Genomic DNA, 18,276 nt, shown 5'->3' with positions numbered 1-18,276 from the left:
AAAGCAAGGCAAAATCTTTTCTTTCCACCACTCCTTGGGCGCTAGTTAGATCACCGTCCGCTTTTTACCTAAATTTCCCCTACCTTTCTCCGTACCTAACCCATGGTCAACTCCCGTTCTCCCTACCGTTCTCCCCTCAGCACCCTAGGGGGTAATAACATCCAAAGCGTTGTTCCCATGGTGGTGGAACAATCTGGCATGGGGGAGCGGTCCTTCGACATCTACTCCCGCCTGCTAAGGGAAAGAATTATTTTTTTGGGCACCCCTGTGGACGACCAAGTGGCGGATTCCATTGTGGCCCAGCTCTTATTTTTGGACGCAGAGGATCCGGAAAAAGATATCCAACTCTACATCAACTCCCCGGGAGGCTCAGTCTATGCGGGATTGGCTATCTATGACACCATGCAACAGATCCGTCCCGATGTAGTCACCATCTGTTTTGGGCTAGCGGCCAGCATGGGAGCCTTTTTGCTTTCCGGTGGCTGTAAGGGGAAACGTATGGCTTTGCCCAGTTCCCGCATTATGATCCACCAACCCCTAGGGGGAGCCCAAGGTCAAGCGGTGGAAATTGAAATCCAAGCCAGGGAAATTCTGTACATCAAACATCGTCTTAACACCATGTTGGTGGAACACACCGGCCAACCCATGGAAAAACTCCAGGAAGATACGGAAAGGGATTTCTTTATGTCTGCAGAGGAAGCAAAGGAGTATGGCCTCATCGACCAGGTAATTTACCGTCCCAATCTTCCCGATCCCACTACCCCCGTCACCTCCCTCGGTTAGTTTTATGCCCAAATACGACTCCCATCTGAAATGTTCCTTTTGTGGCAAATCCCAGGAGCAAGTCCGCAAATTAATTGCTGGCCCTGGTGTATACATTTGTGACGAATGCGTGGAGCTATGTAACGACATTTTAGATGAGGAGCTGTTGGATGTTCCCCCCGCTACGGCGGGGGAAGGGGGAGTCCCAAAAAACAAAAAATCTGGCCAGCCTCGCCGTCGTCTCACCCTGGAGGAATTACCCAAGCCCACGGCAATCAAACAGTACCTGGATGAGTATGTAATTGGCCAAGATGAGGCCAAAAAGGTACTTTCCGTCGCTGTTTATAACCACTACAAACGGCTGAATCTGCTGGAGCGCAATCAGGAGTCAGATCCTAGCGAGGGAGTGGAATTACAAAAATCGAACATCCTCTTGGTGGGGCCCACGGGTTCTGGTAAAACCCTGCTAGCCCAAACCCTGGCGAAGATTTTGGAAGTCCCCTTTGCCGTGGCCGATGCCACTACCCTGACGGAAGCGGGCTACGTGGGGGAAGATGTGGAAAATATTTTGTTAAGACTCCTTCAGGTGGCGGATTTGGATGTGGAAGAAGCCCAGCGAGGCATTATTTACATTGATGAAATTGATAAAATTGCCCGCAAAAGTGAAAATCCCTCTATCACTAGGGATGTATCGGGGGAAGGAGTACAGCAAGCTTTGCTGAAAATGTTGGAAGGAACGGTGGCCAATGTGCCGCCCCAGGGAGGCAGAAAACATCCTTACCAAGACTGTATTCAAATTGACACCAGTAATATTCTCTTCATCTGCGGTGGAGCCTTTGTGGGTTTAGAGAAAGTGATCGAACAACGATTTGGCAAAAAATCCATGGGTTTTGTGCGCCCAGGGGAGGGGCCAAGCAAGGAAAAACGTACCGCAGATGTGCTCCGTCAAGCAGAGCCAGATGATTTGGTTAAATTTGGTCTGATTCCTGAGTTTATCGGTCGGATTCCGGTGATGGCCTGTCTGAACCCCCTGGATGAAGATGCTCTAATTGCTATTTTGACCCAACCCCGCAATGCCATTGTGAAGCAGTACCAAACCCTATTGGGCATGGATCATGTTGATCTGGAGTTTAAACCCGATGCGGTGCGGGCGATCGCCACGGAGGCTCACCGTCGTAAAACCGGAGCTAGAGCGCTACGGGGCATTGTGGAGGAATTAATGTTAGACGTTATGTACGAACTGCCTTCCCGAGAAGACCTGACCCATTGCTTAATTACTAGGGAAATGGTCGAAAAACGCTCCACAGCAGAATTATTGCTCCATCCTTCTTCTTTGCCTAAACCGGAATCTGCTTAGGTTTACACTTTTGTTTTTCAGTAGTCAAAGACTGGCTGAAATTGCCACAACCCATAACTGCCATATCAAACGAATACGGGCTGAGTTATTCAGTTCTATGTAGAACACAGTTAGTAGTTTAAAGTAGGGCTAAATTGCCGCCGAGATTTGCATTTTTTTAAAATTTTATCTGGAGTTAACATCATGGCGCAGACCAAGATAAAGCCAACGATCCTCTACGAGATTGATTATTTGCTTTGGACTGAAGAAATAATCGCCCAACTCAAAGCCAGGGATTTTGATCATCTGGATGTGGAAAATTTAATTGAGGAGATTGAAGATTTGGGGCGATCGCAAAAACGAGAATTGAGACAACGCTTGGCTACTTTACTGGAGCATTTGCTGAAGCGAATCTATGTAGAAATGTCCCAAGAATATAATGGCTGGGAGCGGACTATTCGAGAACAACGCCGTCAGATTAGACTAGAAATTAAAGCGTCCCCTAGCTTGAAGTCAATTTGGAAACAATCCTTTGATTTAGCCTGGGAATTTGCCTTAGAAACTGTTCGTGATGACTATACCAATTGTAATTTCCCTGACCCATGGCCATTCGAATCTGATATCAACGCCATCTTGACAGTTAACTTTTGGGAAATTGAGTAAATTCTTTATCAGAAAAATGGGTCTAAAACCCCGTCTTTGAGGATGGCTTTAATTTAAACACATCAACCACTTACACACAAAACATCTTGTGTAAACTAAAATGTGGGTATGTTAACCACGACCTACGCCTACAAACTAAAACCAACTCCACAACAAGTGTTAGACATCGAGGAAAACCTAAATGTCTGTCACAAAGTTTGGAACTATGCCCTGCAAGAACGCAAGGATTGGTGTGCTTCCCGTAAGTCTCCGGTTAACGCCTGCTCAATTCGGAGGGAATATATTCTCTCTGTTGATGAGCCGTTCCCTGACTAGCACATTCAGGCTAAACGCTTAACAGAGGCAAGAAAACAATTTCCTGAATTGACTAATGCCCATTCCCAAATACTCCAACAAACCTTAAGGCAGTTGGACAGGGCTTGGGATGATATGCACAAAAGGGGATTTGGTTTTCCCAGATTTAAAAAGCGTTACAATCTACGCTCTTTTGTCTTTCCTCAATTAGGCAAAAACCCTGTGGATACGGATGGGGTCAAGTTACCGAAGATTGGCAAGGTGGCGTGGTACTATTCCCGTCCTATGCCTGAAGGTTTTGCGGTTAAACAGGCTCGGGTGGTCAGGAAAGCATCGGGCTATTTTGTCATGCTCACTCTACAGTTAGATGTGAGTGTTCCCGATGTGCCTTTTCACGGTCATCCCATTGGTATTGATGTGGGATTGGAGTATTTTCTATCTACTTCTGACGGTGTTCAGGTAAAGCGTCCCCGTTTCTTTGGTGAACTTCAGCGTCAGCTTAAATTGCTACAACGAAGGCTAAAGACGAAACCACGGGGCAGCGCTAATGAGGCTAAACTTCGTCAAAAGATAGCTAGACTCCATGAAAGAATTGCCGATACCAGAAAGGATTGGCATTTTAAACTAGCCCATCAATTGTGCGACCAAGGTAATTCCATATTTGTGGAAGATCTAGACTTTCCCATCATGGCCAAGGGAATGTTAGGTAGACATACTCTTGATGCGGAACTGGAGCAATTTGTCAATCAAATCTTGCCTTGGGTCTGTTTTCAGAGGGGTGTCTTCTACGGCAAGGTAGATCCCAAGGGCACTAGCCAGCAATGTCCTGATTGTGGGGCTAGAGTCTCAAAGGACTTAAGTGTGAGGATGCACCGTTGTCATGAATGTGGCTCGGTTAAACCGAGGGATATTGCCGCCGCTCAAGTGATTTGTACCCGTGGGCAACGGGGAATTGAAAATGTCTGTGGAGTCGAGGTGACGGGGGCTGGTGTAAATCAGTCTAGTCAACTGGCTGTGAAGCAGAAAGCCTAGATTGCGGGGTCTAGCAATCCCCCGGCTTTAGCCGAGTTGGACGATGTCAAAATTCCAGCCACCCTCATGACAACGAGAATTGCGAATTTAGTGTCCCTCGCCACAATTTTCCGGGTCAGGGTTGATAAACTGCCTATACGGACGGTGTTTTCCCGTCCCTAGGCTTTTTCGATCGCCGTTCGTTCCGTTTAACCATGCAGAATTCCAATCAACGGCTCAAGCTGGGGGTACTGTTTTTCACTGTCACCCTGGTGTTGGCCACTTTGGGCTACATCTGTTTTGGTTGGACAACAACGGAAGCGGTGTACATGGTGGTCATCACCGTTTTTGGGGTAGGCTACGGGGAAGTGCGTCCCCTCACGACCTCGGCGGAAAGACTTTTTACCATGGGGGTTATCCTAGCGGGCACCACCTCTGCGGTCTATATTGTCGGAGCATTTGTGCAAATGGTGACGGAGGGAGAAATCCATCGGGCTTTGGGGAATCAACAACGGCAACGGCAAATTGCTAATTTGACTGACCACACGATTATTTGCGGCTTTGGGCGCATGGGACAGGTCTTGGCCAAGCAATTGAAGCAGTCCGGTTTGCCCTTTGGCATCATTGATAATCAACCAAGTCAAGTGGCGATCGCCGAATCCTTGGGTTATCTGGCCCACTGTGGGGATGCCACCAGGGAAGAACAATTGCAAATGCTGGGGGTAATGAAAGCCCAAACCCTAGCCACTGTACTACCAGAAGATGCCACCAACGTTTTTATTACCCTCACCGCCCGGGAACTTAACGCCCGTTTGACCATTTTGGCCCGGGGGGAAATTCCCGAAACCGAGAGAAAATTACGGCTTGCAGGGGCAGACCAAGTAATTTTGCCTCTCACGGTGGGGGCCATTCAGATGGCGGATTTAATCACCCAATCTAACCGGCGGGATTTTCTCCATCGGCCTGACGAACGGGGTTTTTTAAATGATCTGTTGGCCAGCGTAGAAGTGCAAATGGACGAATTAATTGTGGCACCAGATTCCCCCGCCATGGGTCGAACCATTATGGAAATGGAAGTCCGCAGTAAAGGAGCCTTCATTGTCATTGCCCTACGACGGGCGGATGGCAGTACGATTCTCCATCCCCACCCTTCCCAAATTTTGAACGAGAATGACACCATCATTGTTATTGGTCACCGTTCCGAAATTCCCCGCTTTGCTGAACAGTATCAGTTCAAACGCAAACAACTCAAAGCCCGTTGGCAAGAGGCGGCCCTGACACCATGACCTCCATCGATACACTCTGGGTGTTGCTCTGTGCTGGCTTAGTATTTTTTATGCAAGCCGGTTTTATGTGTTTGGAATCAGGGCTAACCCGTTCCAAAAATAGTATTAACGTCGCCATTAAAAACTTTGCCGATTTTGGCATCTCCGTCGCCCTTTTTTGGGCATTTGGCTTCAGTATTATGTTTGGGCTGTCCCGGGGGGGCTGGTGGGGAGAGGGCTATAACTTTGTCAACGTCGGTGAGGCGCCATCCTTAGCGGTCTTTTTTCTTTTCCAAGCCATGTTCTGTGGTACTGCCACCACCATTATTTCCGGGGCGGCGGCGGAGCGGCTTAAGTTTTCCGCTTATTTATTGGTGGCCGGTCTAGCCTCTGGACTAATTTATCCCCTCTTTGGCGACTGGGCGTGGAATGGCTTGGCCACAGCGGCGGGCATAGAAACCATGGGGGGGTGGCTGGAAAATTTGGGATTTCGGGATTTTGCTGGCTCCACCGTAGTTCATAGCGTCGGGGCCTGGGTTGGTTTAGCCACCATTGTAGTAGTCGGCCCCCGTCAAGGTCGTTTTCCTAAAACTGGCAAAGCCTCAAAAATCCAGGGCTCCAATATGCCATTTTCCGTTCTCGGCACCTTAATTCTTTGGTTCGGCTGGCTGGGCTTCAATGGAGGTAGTACTCTGGCTCTAACTCCCGCTGTGCCAGGCATCATTGTCAACACTGTGTTGGCGGGGGTGGGGGGCATGTTGATGGCAGGGTTGATCAGCCTTCTCCAGGACAAAATGATCCAGGTGGAACCCCTGATGAACGGTTCCCTAGCTGGGTTGGTGGCCATTACCGCCGGAGCCAATGTGGTCATCACTCCGATCGCCATAGTGATTGGGGCTACGGGGGCGGCGATCGCCTACTTAGTGGGCAGACAAATGTTGCATTGGGGAGTGGACGATGCGGTGGATGCGGTTGCGGTCCATGGCGGGGCTGGGGTCTGGGGCACCCTTTGTGTGGGTCTGTTTGGCCAATTGGCATTGGTGGATACAGGACTGAATCGTTGGCAACAATGTGGAGTCCAAATATTGGGTGTTGGCATTTGTGCCCTTTTAGCCTTCGGCTCAGCCTGGGTAGTTTTAACCTTCCTTAACCGGGTCTTTGCTCTGCGGATTTCCCCCGAAGATGAGGAAATTGGCCTGAACGTTTCGGAACACCAGGCCACCACCGAAACCTACGAACTTTTTCAGGTAATGGACCGCCAAGCCAAAACCCATGATTTGAGTTTGCGGGTGCCGGTCAATCCCTTCACTGAAGTGGGGCACATTGCTGGCCGCTATAACCAGGTGATGGATGCCTTTGAAGCTCGCCATCACCGCAGTGTGGAGGACTTAGCCCAAATTTATTACGTTACAGCGGCGATCGCCGCCGCCATTGAAAATAACACGTTTAAAGCTGACCAGTTGGGGTTGGAGGAAGTCACTAACCGGGCCGATGAATTGGGCGCATTGGCTAGAACCATTCAACAAATGGCGGAAATGCTCCAACAGAGAGACCAAGAACTGATCGCCGTTAAGCAACAATTGGTGCTCCAGCAACAAAAACAGCACCATGGCAATGCCGAATCGGTGGATTTATCCCCCTAGTTGTTACTGCCCCAATTAAACTTCACCGTACAAAGTGGCGATCGCCTGTTGAGGATCCGGTTGTTTCACTAGGGATTCTCCCACCAACACCGCCCGGGCCCCGGCCTGCTGTAATCTTTGCAAATCAGCTAATTCATAAATACCGGATTCACTCACCACAGTAATGCCCTTTTCGGTTAATTGCTCCCGTCGCTGGTCTAAAAGATCCGCCGTAGTTTGCAGATCCACAGTAAAAGTCTGCAAATTGCGATTATTAATACCAATCAGTTGCACCCCTTCCAAGGCCAACACCTGGTCCATTTCCTCCATGGTGTGGACTTCCACCAACGCGGCCATACCCAGACCTTGGATAATTTTGAGGAAATAACGTAAATCCTTGTCACTAAGAATGGCGGCAATTAACAATACAGCATCGGCCCCCCGGCTCCGGGCTAGGTAGATTTGGTAAGGGTAAATAATAAATTCCTTACACAGCAATGGTAACTGCACCGCTGAGCGCACCAGTTGCAAATTTTCAAAACTGCCCTGGAAAAATTTCTCGTCCGTCAACACCGACAAACAGTTTGCCCCCCCCCTTTCATAGGCCTTGGCGATCGCCACTGGGTCAAAATCAGCTCGAATAATGCCTTTACTGGGGGAAGCTTTTTTCACTTCCGCAATTAAAGCTGGTTGGCGCTGGCTCTGGCGCAATGCTCCGACAAAATCCAGAGGGGGAGCCATATCCTTAACCAAACTCTGGAGTTTGACTAGGGGCACCAATTCCCGCCGTTGGGCCACTTCCTTTTCCTTGTGCCAAACAATTTCCTCCAGAATATGCCGAGGCGCCGCTTCTGGATGCTTAATCTGGTATTGGAGAATGTCAACATTGATGGGGGGATTGGGAGGACGGCGGCGAATTTCCATAAATTGCAGTCAATGCGAGGGATTATTGTTGGTGGCTAGATAATGAAACTAACCTAGTCCGATCTTAGATAGTAGGATGGAATTGTTAATTTTGTCGCCAAAACCCCATCGGGAAACCGTATGAGTTGACTTTCAATTCATTTTGTTCAACTGCGAAAATTATCCCCGTGCCACCTTTCTGGAACGACTACGAAAAAGTACTTTTGCGGATTGTACTTACGAGTCTAACGGCTCTGATGGTTCTATTTTGCCTTTGTCTAGGCTATCGTTTGGTTCGTTTCACCCTGCTGGGATTTTGAGCGTGATCTAAAGGGTAAGCTTCCTGGGGTAATCCTAACCCAAGCTAAAGTTGATCCTTTGGGCTAAACTACTGATTTGATTTTCGCTGCCACTGCATTCACCCTTATGACCAATAGTGACTTGTTACCCAACCTTGATTCCTGTTTAACCACTCTCCGCACCATCGGTTGGGGGGCAATGGAAATTCTTCAGTCTTACTACAGCGGTAAAAATCAGACCGATTTAAATGCTGATGAAAATAAACAGGATGGCCCGGTCACAGCGGCGGATTTGGCGGCTAACAAATATATTTTAGCCACCCTACAAAAAGCCTTTAGCCCAGGGGAGTTTGGCTACCTGAGCGAGGAAACCCACCAATGCACTGACCCGTTACCCCAGGATTGGGTCTGGATCATTGACCCCCTCGACGGCACCAGGGATTTCATTGATAAAACCGGGGAATATGCTCTGCACATTGCTCTGACCTATCGCCAGCGGCCGATGTTAGCCTTGGTAGGTGTGCCAGAGGCAGAAAGGCTCTACTACGCTGTCCAGGGGCAAGGCTGTTTTCGGGAATCGAAGGGAGGGGAAATAACCCTGGTCAAAGTAAAACCTAAAACTGAACCAGAATCTTTAACCTTAGTGGTGAGCCGTAGCCATCGGGACCAACGTTTCCAAGATTTGATTGATCGTTTGCCCTTTGGCGATCGCCATTATGTGGGTAGTGTGGGCTGTAAAATCGTCACGATTTTGGAGGGACAAAGTGATGTGTACATTTCCCTCTCCGGTAAATCCGCCGCTAAGGATTGGGACTTTGCGGCCCCGGAGTTAATTCTCACCGAAGCGGGGGGGGAGTTTACCTATTTTGACCAGACTCCTGTGGTATATAACCGGGGCGATGTGCGGCAATGGGGCGGCATCCTGGCTAGCCATGGTTCTCACCATGGAGCTTTGTGTGAGCAAGCCGTGGAAATTTTGGCTGAACTGGATCAAAATAATTAACCTAATGGATCAAACCGAAGCGGCCCAACGCTGGTTGGGCATTGACCCCGGTTTAGCCATTATTGGCTGGGCTATTCTGGACGGTCAGCCTGATCTATCTGCCCAACTGGTGGACTACGGCATCATCGAAACTTCCAAGCACCTCAGCACCCCGCAAAGGTTGGTAGAAATTGAGCAAGATATCCACGCCCTATTAGAAGAATTTTCCCCCCAGGCGATCGCCATGGAAATGCCTTTTTTTAGTCGGCAAATAAAAGCGGCCGGAGGCGTAATGCAGGCCTTGGGGGTGATAAACCTCGTTATTTACCGGGAAAAGAGTATTCAACCCGTCTTTTTGCACCAATCCAGTTGGAAATGCCATCTGGGCAACGGTAAAGCCAATAAAGCAGAGGTGGCCGCTATGGTGCAAAATTTTTTTGGTCTAGAAGACCTACCCATCGACGATAGCGTGGATGCCATTGCCATTGCCCTGGCTGGTCTGAACGGAGTCCGCAACGACATTGGTTGAGATGCGGAGGTGGGGATTTCTGGGCAACCATGTAGGGGCGAGAGTTTGCTACAGTAAACACTACAGAAGCCTTGTCAATTATTGTTAAGCAAAACATCGACGCATTATGCCTGGGGATTATTACCAAACGCTCGGAGTGACGCGGGATGCCAATAAAGATGAAATCAAACGAGCCTACCGTCGGTTAGCCCGTAAATATCATCCTGACGTTAATAAAGAACCAGGGGCAGAAGAAAAATTCAAAGAAATTAGCCGGGCCTACGAAGTTCTCTCCGAGCCGGAAATTCGTCAGCGCTACGACCAATTTGGCGAAGCAGGGGTCAGTAGTGGCGGTGCCCAGGGCTTTGATGTGGGCAATATGGGAGACTTTGCCGACATCTTTGAAACCATTTTCGGTGGTTTTGGGGGCGGCATGGGGGGCCAACAACGGGGTCGTCGTCGGGCTAACGGCCCCACCAGGGGAGATGACCTACGGCTGGATTTACAGTTAACGTTCCAGGAAGCTATTTTTGGTGGCGAAAAAGAAATTCGCATTCCCCACCTGGAATCCTGTCAGGTCTGTGAAGGCACTGGTGCTAAACCAGGCACCGGGGTTAAAACCTGTGGCACCTGTAACGGCGCTGGGCAAGTCCGCCGGGCAACCCGCACCCCCTTTGGTAGTTTTGCCCAGGTTTCCACCTGCCCCACCTGTAACGGCACTGGGGAAGTCATTGAGGAAAAATGCGAAGCCTGCAACGGAGTTGGCCGCAAGCAAGAAACGAAAAAGCTCAAAATCACCATCCCCGCTGGGGTAGACGATGGTACCCGTCTGCGGGTGGGCAAAGAAGGGGATGCCGGTCTACGGGGCGGCCCCGCCGGGGATCTATACGTCTTCCTGATGGTGGAAACGGATAAGTATTTTGTCCGGGAAGGGATGAATATTCGTTCCAACTTGGAAGTAAGTTATCTCCAAGCTATCCTTGGTTGTCGTTTGGAAGTGGACACGGTGGACGGTAAAGCGGAGCTAACTATTCCGGCCGGCACCCAGCCCAACACCGTATTAACCCTGGAAAATAAAGGGGTGCCCAAATTAGGCAACGCCACCATCCGGGGGGATCATCTAATTACCGTTAAAGTACAAATTCCCACCCGCATTAACTCGGAAGAACGGGAACTCCTGGAACGGCTGGCCACCATTAAGGGTGAGAGCCACGGCAAAGGGGGCTTGGAAGGATTTTTAGGGGGGTTATTCCATAAATGAGCCAGGGCAATGAACCAATTTTGCTAGATCTGCGGGGCACTCCCTGTCCGATCAATTTTGTCCGCACTAAGCTCAAACTGGCCCAGATGGCCCCAGGACAATGCCTGGAAGTGTGGCTGGATGGAGGAGAGCCGGTGGAGCAGGTGCCCCATAGCCTGGAATTGGAGGGTTACACAGAGCAATCCCTACGGCCATTGGAGGGAGAATCCTCCTATTGTTTGACCATTACCGTTCCGGTGGCAGTTCCCTAGGGGGCTAGGGGTTAAACGATGACCAAAGCGACGGATGAGGGCACAGTTATTGCTGTTCAAGCTAACTATTATTGGGTGCGTCTGCGGAATGTGACTACCCAGCCACTGCTCTGCACCCGCCGTACCCGTCTGAAAAAAGTAGGACAAAAGGTCATGGTGGGGGATCAAGTCCGGGTGGAATTACCCCCTTCCTTGCTGTTACAGGGTCAAGGTAACGCGACCGAGGTTCCCATGGTGGCAGAAGGGGATTTAGGGGCGATCGCCAAAGTCTATCCCCGCCGCACTGTGCTGGAACGGCCGCCGGTGGCCAATGCTGAGCAAATTTGTTTAGTCTTTGCCCTCACCGATCCCCCCCTGGAAGAATGGCAGTTGAGTCGATTCCTGGTACAAGCGGAAGCCACGGGACTGGAAATCAGTCTCTGTCTTAATAAACAGGATCTGGTGGAGGAAACAGACGTTAAATTCTGGGGCGATCGCCTGGGCGACTGGGGCTATGCACCGATCACCATTAGCGTGCAAAATCGCTGGGGCATGGAAAAATTACAGGAAAAATTGAAACACCGCATTAGCCTCATGGCTGGCCCCTCTGGCGTGGGCAAATCCAGTCTGATCAACCTTCTGGTGCCAGGGGTGGAACAACAGGTTAAAAAGGTATCAGGCAAACTACGCAAAGGCCGCCATACCACTCGCCATGTGGAACTATTCGATCTACCCGCCGGGGGACTGCTGGCCGATACCCCAGGCTTCAACCAACCGGACTTGGCTGTTGAACCAGCCCAATTAATTCATCTCTTTCCCGAAGCACGACGGCAGTTGGCGGGGCGGGAGTGTTTTTTTAAAGATTGTCTCCATCGCGGGGAGCCGGACTGTGCTGTGGGGCAGAACTGGGAGCGATATGACCATTACCTAGCCTTCCTCGAGGAGGTTTTGGCCCAGCAAAATACCGAACAGCCAAAGGAAGCGGACACAGGTTTGAAAACTAAAACCGGCAGTGATGGTCAGGAGTATGATGAACCGAAGTTAGAAACTAAAAAATACCGCCGTCATTCCCGTCGCCAGGAGCATCAAGAACTCCATAGTTTCTATGAGCAAACCGATTTAGATAATTTGCAGGAGGACTGGGACTGGGAATAAATTAAAAACTATAACCAAAACCAATCAATTAATCATTTTCCCAACATTCGCAGGACATCAAGTCACCAATCTGATCCCGTAGTAGATAGTCATTTCTTTCTAACTCGCATTCCACACAGACCCATTCCCGGGCAGGAATATACTGACAGAGGACATAAATCGGTTGGTGACGGCTCACCGTACCCCGCTCCACTAACAGGCGGGCTTCATCCTTGAGCATATTGATATCGTAGCCGAAGGAGGAAAGGGGAGTTAAAGTTGCAGTACTCATAAAAGTCACCAAAATTCTGAGATCGAAGCCTACACACAACTATAACCTAACCCCAAATACAAACAAAGGGGGGCTTTGCTGTATTATCTATTACAATTCTTTGCGCTCCCGTATAAATACTTAGTTTTCCTAGGGTTTGGGCAACCATAAAGTTTTTGTTAAGGTTTTGCCGATGGTTCTTGGTTGCCAGTTTCGTGGCTGAATTTGCCTTGCCCCAATCACGATATACTCAATGGCGACGATCAGGACAGAAAACCATTATGGTGGCGGTTGCAGTGTTAGCGGCGGGGAAAGGTACCCGAATGAAATCGGACTTACCCAAAGTGCTCCATCAATTGGGGGGCTATAGTTTGGTGGAAAGGGTATTGCAAAGTTGCCGTCCCCTCACCCCCGAAAGACAGATATTAATTGTGGGCTACCAGGCCGCCGCCGTGGAATCTTCCTTGGCCGGGCGATCGGACGTGGAATTTGTGGAACAAAGGGAACAATTGGGTACTGGCCACGCCATTCAGCAGTTACTGCCTTGCCTCAAAGACTATCAGGGTGATTTGTTGGTGCTCAACGGCGATGCGCCCCTACTGCGGTCGGCAACTTTGGAAAATTTAATTGCCACCCACCAACGTCATGGCAATGCGGCCACCCTGCTCACAGCCCATTTACCAGATCCAAAGGGTTACGGTCGGGTATTTTGCAACGGGGATAACCGGGTTACGCAAATTGTCGAGGATCGGGACTGCAATGCGGCCCAACGGCAAAACCATCGGGTGAATGGGGGGATTTACTGTTTCCACTGGCCCAAGTTAGCAGCAGCTCTGCCTAAATTGTCGGCCAACAACGATCAACAGGAATATTACCTGACGGAAGTGGTGGATTACCTAGACCAGGTAATGGCGGTGGATGTGGACGATTATTTAGAAATTAACGGCATCAATGACCGCAAACAGTTGGCGGCGGCCAATGATATTTTGCAAAATCGCATCAAGGATGAGTGGATGGCCCAGGGCATTACTTTGATTAATCCCGATAGCATCACCATTGACGACACGGTGGTGCTGGAGGCGGATGTGATCATTGAACCCAACACCCACCTGCGGGGTAAAACGGTCATCGGTCGTGGCAGTCGCATTGGCCCCGGTAGCTTGATCGAGGATAGTAGCATTGGCTCTGAGGCATCGGTTCTATTTTCCGTGGTTAGCCAAAGTCAGATTGGGGATGGTTGCCGCCTTGGCCCCTATAGTCACATTCGGGGAGAAGCAGATATTCAAGCTAACTGTCGCATTGGTAATTTTGTTGAGGTGAAAAAATCTGTCATTGGCGCCCAATCTAATGTGGCCCACCTCAGCTACCTGGGGGATGCAGTGCTTGGAGAGCGGGTCAATGTGGGGGCCGGTACCATTACTGCCAATTATGACGGGGTGAGTAAGCATGCAACTGTGATTGGCAGTGGAACTAAAACGGGGGCCAATAGTGTCTTCGTAGCGCCCGTGCAGGTGGGAGAAGGGGTAACGGTGGCGGCGGGATCGGTGATCAACCGGGATGTGCCGGCCGGATCTTTGGCGATCGCCAGGCCACGGCAACGTATCATTGATAATTGGCAAGTGCCCCCAGCCCCGCAGTCGGGTCAATCTTAAATTGTTATGCTCACCATTGCTTTACCGAAAGGCTCGTTGTTGCGGGATAGTATTGACCGTTTCCAGCAAATTGGCCTAGATTTTTCTGCTTTCCTCGAACCCAAAAACCGTCAGCTACAAATTGTTGATCCCACCCATCGGGCCAAGGCTTTGTTGGTGAGAGCTTGGGATGTGCCGGTGTATGTGGAATATGGCCAGGCCCAGTTGGGCATTGTGGGCTATGACATTCTGCGGGAAAAAAAACCAGCGGTGGCCCAGTTGGCGGATTTAAATTTTGGGGGCTGTCGTCTTTCGGTGGCGGTGCCCCAAGCGAGTCCCTATCGGCGATCGGTGGATTTACCGCCCCATGGCCGGGTGGCTTCTAAGTTTGTCCATTGTGCCCTGGAGCATTTCCGTCGTTTGGATTTACCGGTGGAAATTATTCCTCTCTATGGTTCGGTGGAGTTGGGGCCCATCACGGGTATGTCGGAAGCCATTGTGGATTTGGTATCCACTGGTCGTACCCTCCAAGAAAATGGCTTGGTGGAAATTGAGGTTTTGTTCGACAGCAGTGCCCGGCTCATTGCCCATCCCCTCAGTTATCGGGTTAATGGCGATCGCCTGTTGGACTGGGTGGAAAAATTACGGTCGGTGATCTAATCTTCTTGGTCGGGCCACAGTAAACGCAGGGCCATAACAGTAAAACCCAGAGCGGCCAAGGCTTTGAGTAGCTTAGTAGGCAAAAACTGAGCTAGACTGCCCCCGGCCAAAACCCCAAGGAAACTGGCTAAAATTAATGCGGTCACGGAACCGAAAAATACGGCCCGGGGAGATTTGGCACTGCCCCCTAAGGCGATCGCCGCTAACTGGCTTTTGTCGCCAATTTCCGCCAAAAAAACGGTGATAAAACTCAGTCCAAACAGTTGCCAATCCATGGTGATGTCAAAATTAGGAAATGTTAAGGGGAAGTTAAACCTTGTTCGCCGATTAAATAATCCACAAACTGCTTGGCGGTGCGGCCCGATCGCCCGTTATGGCGGGTGGCCCATTGTTTAGCCCGAAAATCTAATTCCGTTGCCGGCAGGTTAAGCTGCGCTTGTTTAGCTAGGTGATGCACTATCGCTAAATAGGTGTCCTGGTTAGCTGGCGGAAAAGTTAACGTTAGGCCGAAACGATCACTAAAAGATAATTTTTCCTGCACCGTGTCCCAAGCTTGTACCTCATCGGCATCCTGGGGCGAAGGGCGATCGCCAAAAAATTCTCGGATTAAATGACGGCGGTTGCTGGTGGCATAAATGACCACATTGGCAGGGCGGGCGACTAAATCGCCTTCCAACACAACCTTTAAACTTTTGAAACGTTCATCCTCCTCCTCAAAGGAGAGATCATCAACAAAAATGATAAATTTTTGCGGATAGCTGCGTAATTTTTCCACCAATAAAGGCAGAGTAATCAAATCCTGGGGAGATACTTCCACCAAGCGTAAACCTTCGTCGCCATAATGATTAACCAAGGCTTTTACCAAGGAAGATTTGCCACTGCCCCGACTGCCATAGAGCAACACATTCAGAGCCGGTAATCCTTGCAAAAGGCACTGGGTATTTTGACAGAGGGCCCGTTGTGGCTCATCGTAGCCCACCAAATCCGCCAATCGAACGCCATCTATTTGGGGCACCCCCTGTAATTTTTTCCCCTGCCAACGAAAAGCCCGGTAATGGGCCACCGCTCCCACGCCTTTTTGCCGATAATGGGCCACCAGATAAGCCAATTTTTCGCCCCAGCTTTGGCCGCTTTCTGCAGGAAACTCTAGCTGGTTGGGCACCTGCCAAGCCTTTAACGCCACTGGGGTTTGGGAGGCAATGATTACCCACTGCAAAATCTGTTCCGGCGGGCATTGGTAAACCATTTGGATCAAATTCAGATCATGGCGGGCCGCATCCTGCAAACTAGTTGGCAATTGGGCCAATTCTTCCCTTTGCACCCGTGCACTAAATGGGTTCTCATCTTCCAATAGGCGATCGAGTAAAAAATCCTGCCAACTTTGACCCACCTCCGCCAAATGACGAAACCATGTCCCATAGGCTTGCAGACAAACTGTGGCTTCAGGCTTTTGGTTAGTCCCATTGTGGTGCAAACAGCGTAACAAATCTAAAAAAGCTTCCCCAATGGGGTGGTCGAAAATACCTTGGTATAGCAACAGGCTCGAAACCTGATGATATAAAGCTTTGCTGGATGTGGCCAGTAGGGGAGTAGGGTAGGGAACCGTCATCAAATATTGTGCCAAAGTCTAGGGTAAAATTTCCTGGCCCACCGCTTTATAGCGACCCCAGGCCAAATGGGAACGGGGATCGACGTAATCTCGAATAATTACCCCCGACTGGGAAGCCCGCTCAAAGGCCACCAAGAGGGGAATTTCTGTTGTGAACAGAGGTAAATTTTCCGCCTGCAATAACTGCCTTGCTTCTCGACCGCTACGGGTACGGGCATCTACCTTGGTCAACAAAATTTTGTAGTTAACCTTTAGGGATGCCAACTGCTCCGCCGCCTTTAAAGTGGCATCCAAATCCAAATGATTCGGAGTGGTGGGAATAATCAACAGATCGCTCCCCTCCGCCAAATCCCGAAACTCATCCAACTCCGGCATGGCCCTGGTGTCCACCACAATGTGGGGATATTTACGAATTAATGCTGTGGAGCCCGCCTGGGAAGCAACGTAGAAAGGTAACTTTTCTTCCCTGGCCCAAATCAACGCCGAACGATTGCGGTCCGCGTCGATCAGCAATGTTTGATCCTTTTGTTGCAGATAAGCCGCCAGGTGGACAGCGGTGGTAGTTTTCCCAACGCCCCCTTTGAGGGCAGTGATGGCAATAATCATCGGCTAGAGCAAAAGAAAAAGGAGAGCGGTAACACTCTCCCAACTTTAGCTAATTGCTGATGTTTTGCTCAATTAGTTTTGTTTTTTAGTCATTTTTCGAGGGATGACTGTTTTACAAAGCCTTAGAGAGCGTTACCCCGGGGCAGAACCTCCTCAGGGAAGATAAAGTTTTCATGGGGTTGATCTTGGGGAGCCATCCAGGCGCGCATCCCTTCGTTCAACAAAATGTTTTTTGTATAAAACGTTTCAAATTCCGGGTCTTCCGCTGCCCGTAGTTCCTGAGAGACGAAGTCATAGGCCCGTAGGTTCAAGGCTAAACCAACAATACCCACGGAACTCATCCACAGACCAGTTACCGGCACGAACAACATAAAGAAGTGCAACCACCGTTTGTTGGAGAAGGCAATACCGAAAATCTGAGACCAGAAACGGTTAGCGGTCACCATGGAATAGGTTTCTTCTGCTTGGGTGGGTTCAAATGCCCGGAAAGTATTGGAATCTTCCCCATCTTCAAACAGGGTGTTTTCCACCGTGGCACCGTGGATAGCACACAGTAGGGCGCCGCCCAAAATCCCTGCCACTCCCATCATGTGGAAGGGGTTCAAAGTCCAGTTGTGGAACCCTTGCAGGAACAAAATGAACCGGAAGATTCCCGCTACCCCAAAGCTGGGGGCAAAGAACCAACTGGATTGTCCCAGGGGGTACATCAAAAAGACGCTGACAAACACTGCAATGGGACCAGAGAAAGCGATGGCGTTGTAGGGACGAATGCCGACCAGACGGGAAATTTCGAACTGACGCAGCATAAAGCCAATCAGACCGAAAGCACCGTGGAGGGCAACGAAGGGCCACAAACCACCAATTTGAAACCAGCGGGTCAGGTTACCTTGGGCTTCGGGCCCCCAGAGGAACAGGAGGGAATGGCCGAAGGCATCGGCGGGGGAAGAGACCGCCACGGTCAGGAAGTTAGCTCCTTCTAGATAGGAACTGGCTAGACCGTGGGTGTACCAGGAAGTAACGAAGGTGGTGCCGGTCAGCCATCCCCCCAGGGCCATGAAGGCACAGGGGAAGAGCAGCAAACCAGACCAACCAATAAATACGAAACGATCACGCTTTAGCCAATCGTCGAGGACATCAAACCATCCTCTTTCGACTGGGGCGCGTCCGACTGCAATGGTCATGGCGCAAAATCTCCAAATAATAATTACGAAGGAAAATTTTCTCTCCCG

General features: G+C 50.1%; 20 protein-coding genes. 14 read left to right on the top strand and 6 right to left on the bottom strand.

Annotated features, from left to right (window positions below; all coding sequences use genetic code 11):
• The first annotated feature begins 102 nt into the window (after window positions 1–102).
• The 7 genes from clpP to IQE94_RS09455 all read left to right on the top strand — a co-directional run bounded on the left by clpP (window position 103) and on the right by IQE94_RS09455 (window position 6,974).
• Window positions 103–783, top strand: coding sequence for an ATP-dependent Clp endopeptidase proteolytic subunit ClpP (gene clpP / locus IQE94_RS09485; RefSeq protein WP_194016074.1), 681 nt, complete (start codon window positions 103–105; stop codon window positions 781–783).
• 4 nt (window positions 784–787) lie between these two features.
• Window positions 788–2,119 (top strand): ATP-dependent protease ATP-binding subunit ClpX, encoded by a 1,332-nt coding sequence (gene clpX / locus IQE94_RS09480; protein WP_223341804.1) that lies wholly within the window; start codon window positions 788–790, stop codon window positions 2,117–2,119.
• Between the two features lie 183 nt (window positions 2,120–2,302).
• Window positions 2,303–2,761, top strand: coding sequence for a DUF29 domain-containing protein (locus tag IQE94_RS09475; protein WP_212717772.1), 459 nt, complete (start codon window positions 2,303–2,305; stop codon window positions 2,759–2,761).
• A gap of 108 nt (window positions 2,762–2,869) precedes the next feature.
• On the top strand, window positions 2,870–3,076 hold the full coding sequence (locus tag IQE94_RS09470) for a helix-turn-helix domain-containing protein (protein ID WP_223341803.1): 207 nt from the start codon (window positions 2,870–2,872) through the stop codon (window positions 3,074–3,076).
• Between the two features lie 3 nt (window positions 3,077–3,079).
• Window positions 3,080–4,087, top strand: coding sequence for a transposase (locus IQE94_RS09465; RefSeq protein ID WP_255611402.1), 1,008 nt, complete (start codon window positions 3,080–3,082; stop codon window positions 4,085–4,087).
• 194 nt (window positions 4,088–4,281) lie between these two features.
• Window positions 4,282–5,352 carry a TrkA family potassium uptake protein gene (locus tag IQE94_RS09460; RefSeq protein ID WP_212717770.1) on the top strand — a complete coding sequence of 357 codons (1,071 nt, stop codon included), beginning with the start codon at window positions 4,282–4,284 and terminating at the stop codon, window positions 5,350–5,352.
• Window positions 5,349–6,974: an ammonium transporter gene (locus tag IQE94_RS09455; protein WP_212717768.1), complete on the top strand. Its 1,626-nt coding sequence runs from the start codon at window positions 5,349–5,351 to the stop codon at window positions 6,972–6,974. Before IQE94_RS09460 ends, IQE94_RS09455 begins: the two co-directional genes overlap by 4 nt.
• 15 nt (window positions 6,975–6,989) lie before the next feature.
• Here IQE94_RS09455 and trpC read toward each other — a convergent pair whose 3' ends face one another.
• Complete coding sequence (trpC, locus tag IQE94_RS09450) at window positions 6,990–7,877, bottom strand: indole-3-glycerol phosphate synthase TrpC (RefSeq protein ID WP_212717766.1); 888 nt, start codon at window positions 7,875–7,877, stop codon at window positions 6,990–6,992.
• A 405-nt stretch (window positions 7,878–8,282) separates the two neighbouring features.
• Between trpC and IQE94_RS09445 the strand changes: the two genes are divergently transcribed.
• From IQE94_RS09445 to rsgA, 5 genes are all read left to right on the top strand, one after another.
• Window positions 8,283–9,158 carry a 3'(2'),5'-bisphosphate nucleotidase CysQ gene (locus IQE94_RS09445; protein ID WP_212717764.1) on the top strand — a complete coding sequence of 292 codons (876 nt, stop codon included), beginning with the start codon at window positions 8,283–8,285 and terminating at the stop codon, window positions 9,156–9,158.
• 4 nt (window positions 9,159–9,162) lie between these two features.
• Window positions 9,163–9,666, top strand: a complete 504-nt coding sequence (locus IQE94_RS09440) for a crossover junction endodeoxyribonuclease RuvC (protein ID WP_223341801.1) — start codon at window positions 9,163–9,165, stop codon at window positions 9,664–9,666.
• A 106-nt stretch (window positions 9,667–9,772) separates the two neighbouring features.
• Window positions 9,773–10,906 (top strand): molecular chaperone DnaJ, encoded by a 1,134-nt coding sequence (dnaJ, locus tag IQE94_RS09435; protein WP_212717762.1) that lies wholly within the window; start codon window positions 9,773–9,775, stop codon window positions 10,904–10,906.
• Window positions 10,903–11,157 carry a sulfurtransferase TusA family protein gene (locus IQE94_RS09430; protein ID WP_194016090.1) on the top strand — a complete coding sequence of 85 codons (255 nt, stop codon included), beginning with the start codon at window positions 10,903–10,905 and terminating at the stop codon, window positions 11,155–11,157. The genes dnaJ and IQE94_RS09430 overlap by 4 nt, the downstream gene beginning before the upstream one ends.
• Before the next feature lie 18 nt (window positions 11,158–11,175).
• The gene (gene rsgA / locus IQE94_RS09425) at window positions 11,176–12,291 is read left to right on the top strand and encodes a small ribosomal subunit biogenesis GTPase RsgA (protein WP_223341800.1); all 1,116 of its coding nucleotides are present in this window, start codon (window positions 11,176–11,178) and stop codon (window positions 12,289–12,291) included.
• A 28-nt stretch (window positions 12,292–12,319) separates the two neighbouring features.
• On the opposite strand, the gene IQE94_RS09420 is transcribed toward rsgA, so the two are convergent.
• Window positions 12,320–12,571 carry a DUF4327 family protein gene (locus IQE94_RS09420; protein WP_212722377.1) on the bottom strand — a complete coding sequence of 84 codons (252 nt, stop codon included), beginning with the start codon at window positions 12,569–12,571 and terminating at the stop codon, window positions 12,320–12,322.
• A gap of 251 nt (window positions 12,572–12,822) precedes the next feature.
• Here IQE94_RS09420 and glmU point away from each other — a divergent pair, with 251 nt between their 5' ends.
• Together glmU and hisG are read left to right on the top strand one after the other, a co-directional pair.
• A complete protein-coding gene (glmU, locus tag IQE94_RS09415) occupies window positions 12,823–14,193 on the top strand; it encodes a bifunctional UDP-N-acetylglucosamine diphosphorylase/glucosamine-1-phosphate N-acetyltransferase GlmU (RefSeq protein ID WP_223343215.1) in 1,371 nt (456 codons plus the stop codon).
• 6 nt (window positions 14,194–14,199) lie between these two features.
• On the top strand, window positions 14,200–14,832 hold the full coding sequence (gene hisG, locus IQE94_RS09410; RefSeq protein ID WP_190595478.1) for an ATP phosphoribosyltransferase: 633 nt from the start codon (window positions 14,200–14,202) through the stop codon (window positions 14,830–14,832).
• Here the strand turns inward: hisG and IQE94_RS09405 are convergent.
• The 4 genes from IQE94_RS09405 to psbD form a co-directional block, all read right to left on the bottom strand.
• Window positions 14,829–15,107, bottom strand: a complete 279-nt coding sequence (locus IQE94_RS09405) for a TMEM165/GDT1 family protein (protein ID WP_190595477.1) — start codon at window positions 15,105–15,107, stop codon at window positions 14,829–14,831. The genes hisG and IQE94_RS09405 overlap by 4 nt on opposite strands.
• Before the next feature lie 23 nt (window positions 15,108–15,130).
• On the bottom strand, window positions 15,131–16,441 hold the full coding sequence (locus tag IQE94_RS09400; RefSeq protein WP_212717759.1) for an ATP-binding protein: 1,311 nt from the start codon (window positions 16,439–16,441) through the stop codon (window positions 15,131–15,133).
• Between the two features lie 18 nt (window positions 16,442–16,459).
• Window positions 16,460–17,047, bottom strand: coding sequence for a ParA family protein (locus IQE94_RS09395; RefSeq protein ID WP_223341799.1), 588 nt, complete (start codon window positions 17,045–17,047; stop codon window positions 16,460–16,462).
• A gap of 122 nt (window positions 17,048–17,169) precedes the next feature.
• On the bottom strand, window positions 17,170–18,228 hold the full coding sequence (gene psbD / locus IQE94_RS09390; protein WP_010872429.1) for a photosystem II D2 protein (photosystem q(a) protein): 1,059 nt from the start codon (window positions 18,226–18,228) through the stop codon (window positions 17,170–17,172).
• Between the last annotated feature and the right edge of the window lie 48 nt (window positions 18,229–18,276).

It is taken from the genome of Synechocystis sp. PCC 7339 (assembly GCF_019924095.1).
In the GTDB taxonomy this organism is placed as follows: domain Bacteria; phylum Cyanobacteriota; class Cyanobacteriia; order Cyanobacteriales; family Microcystaceae; genus Synechocystis.
Note: the sequence above shows the minus strand (reverse complement) of the source record. Positions and strands in the feature narration are given on the sequence as shown.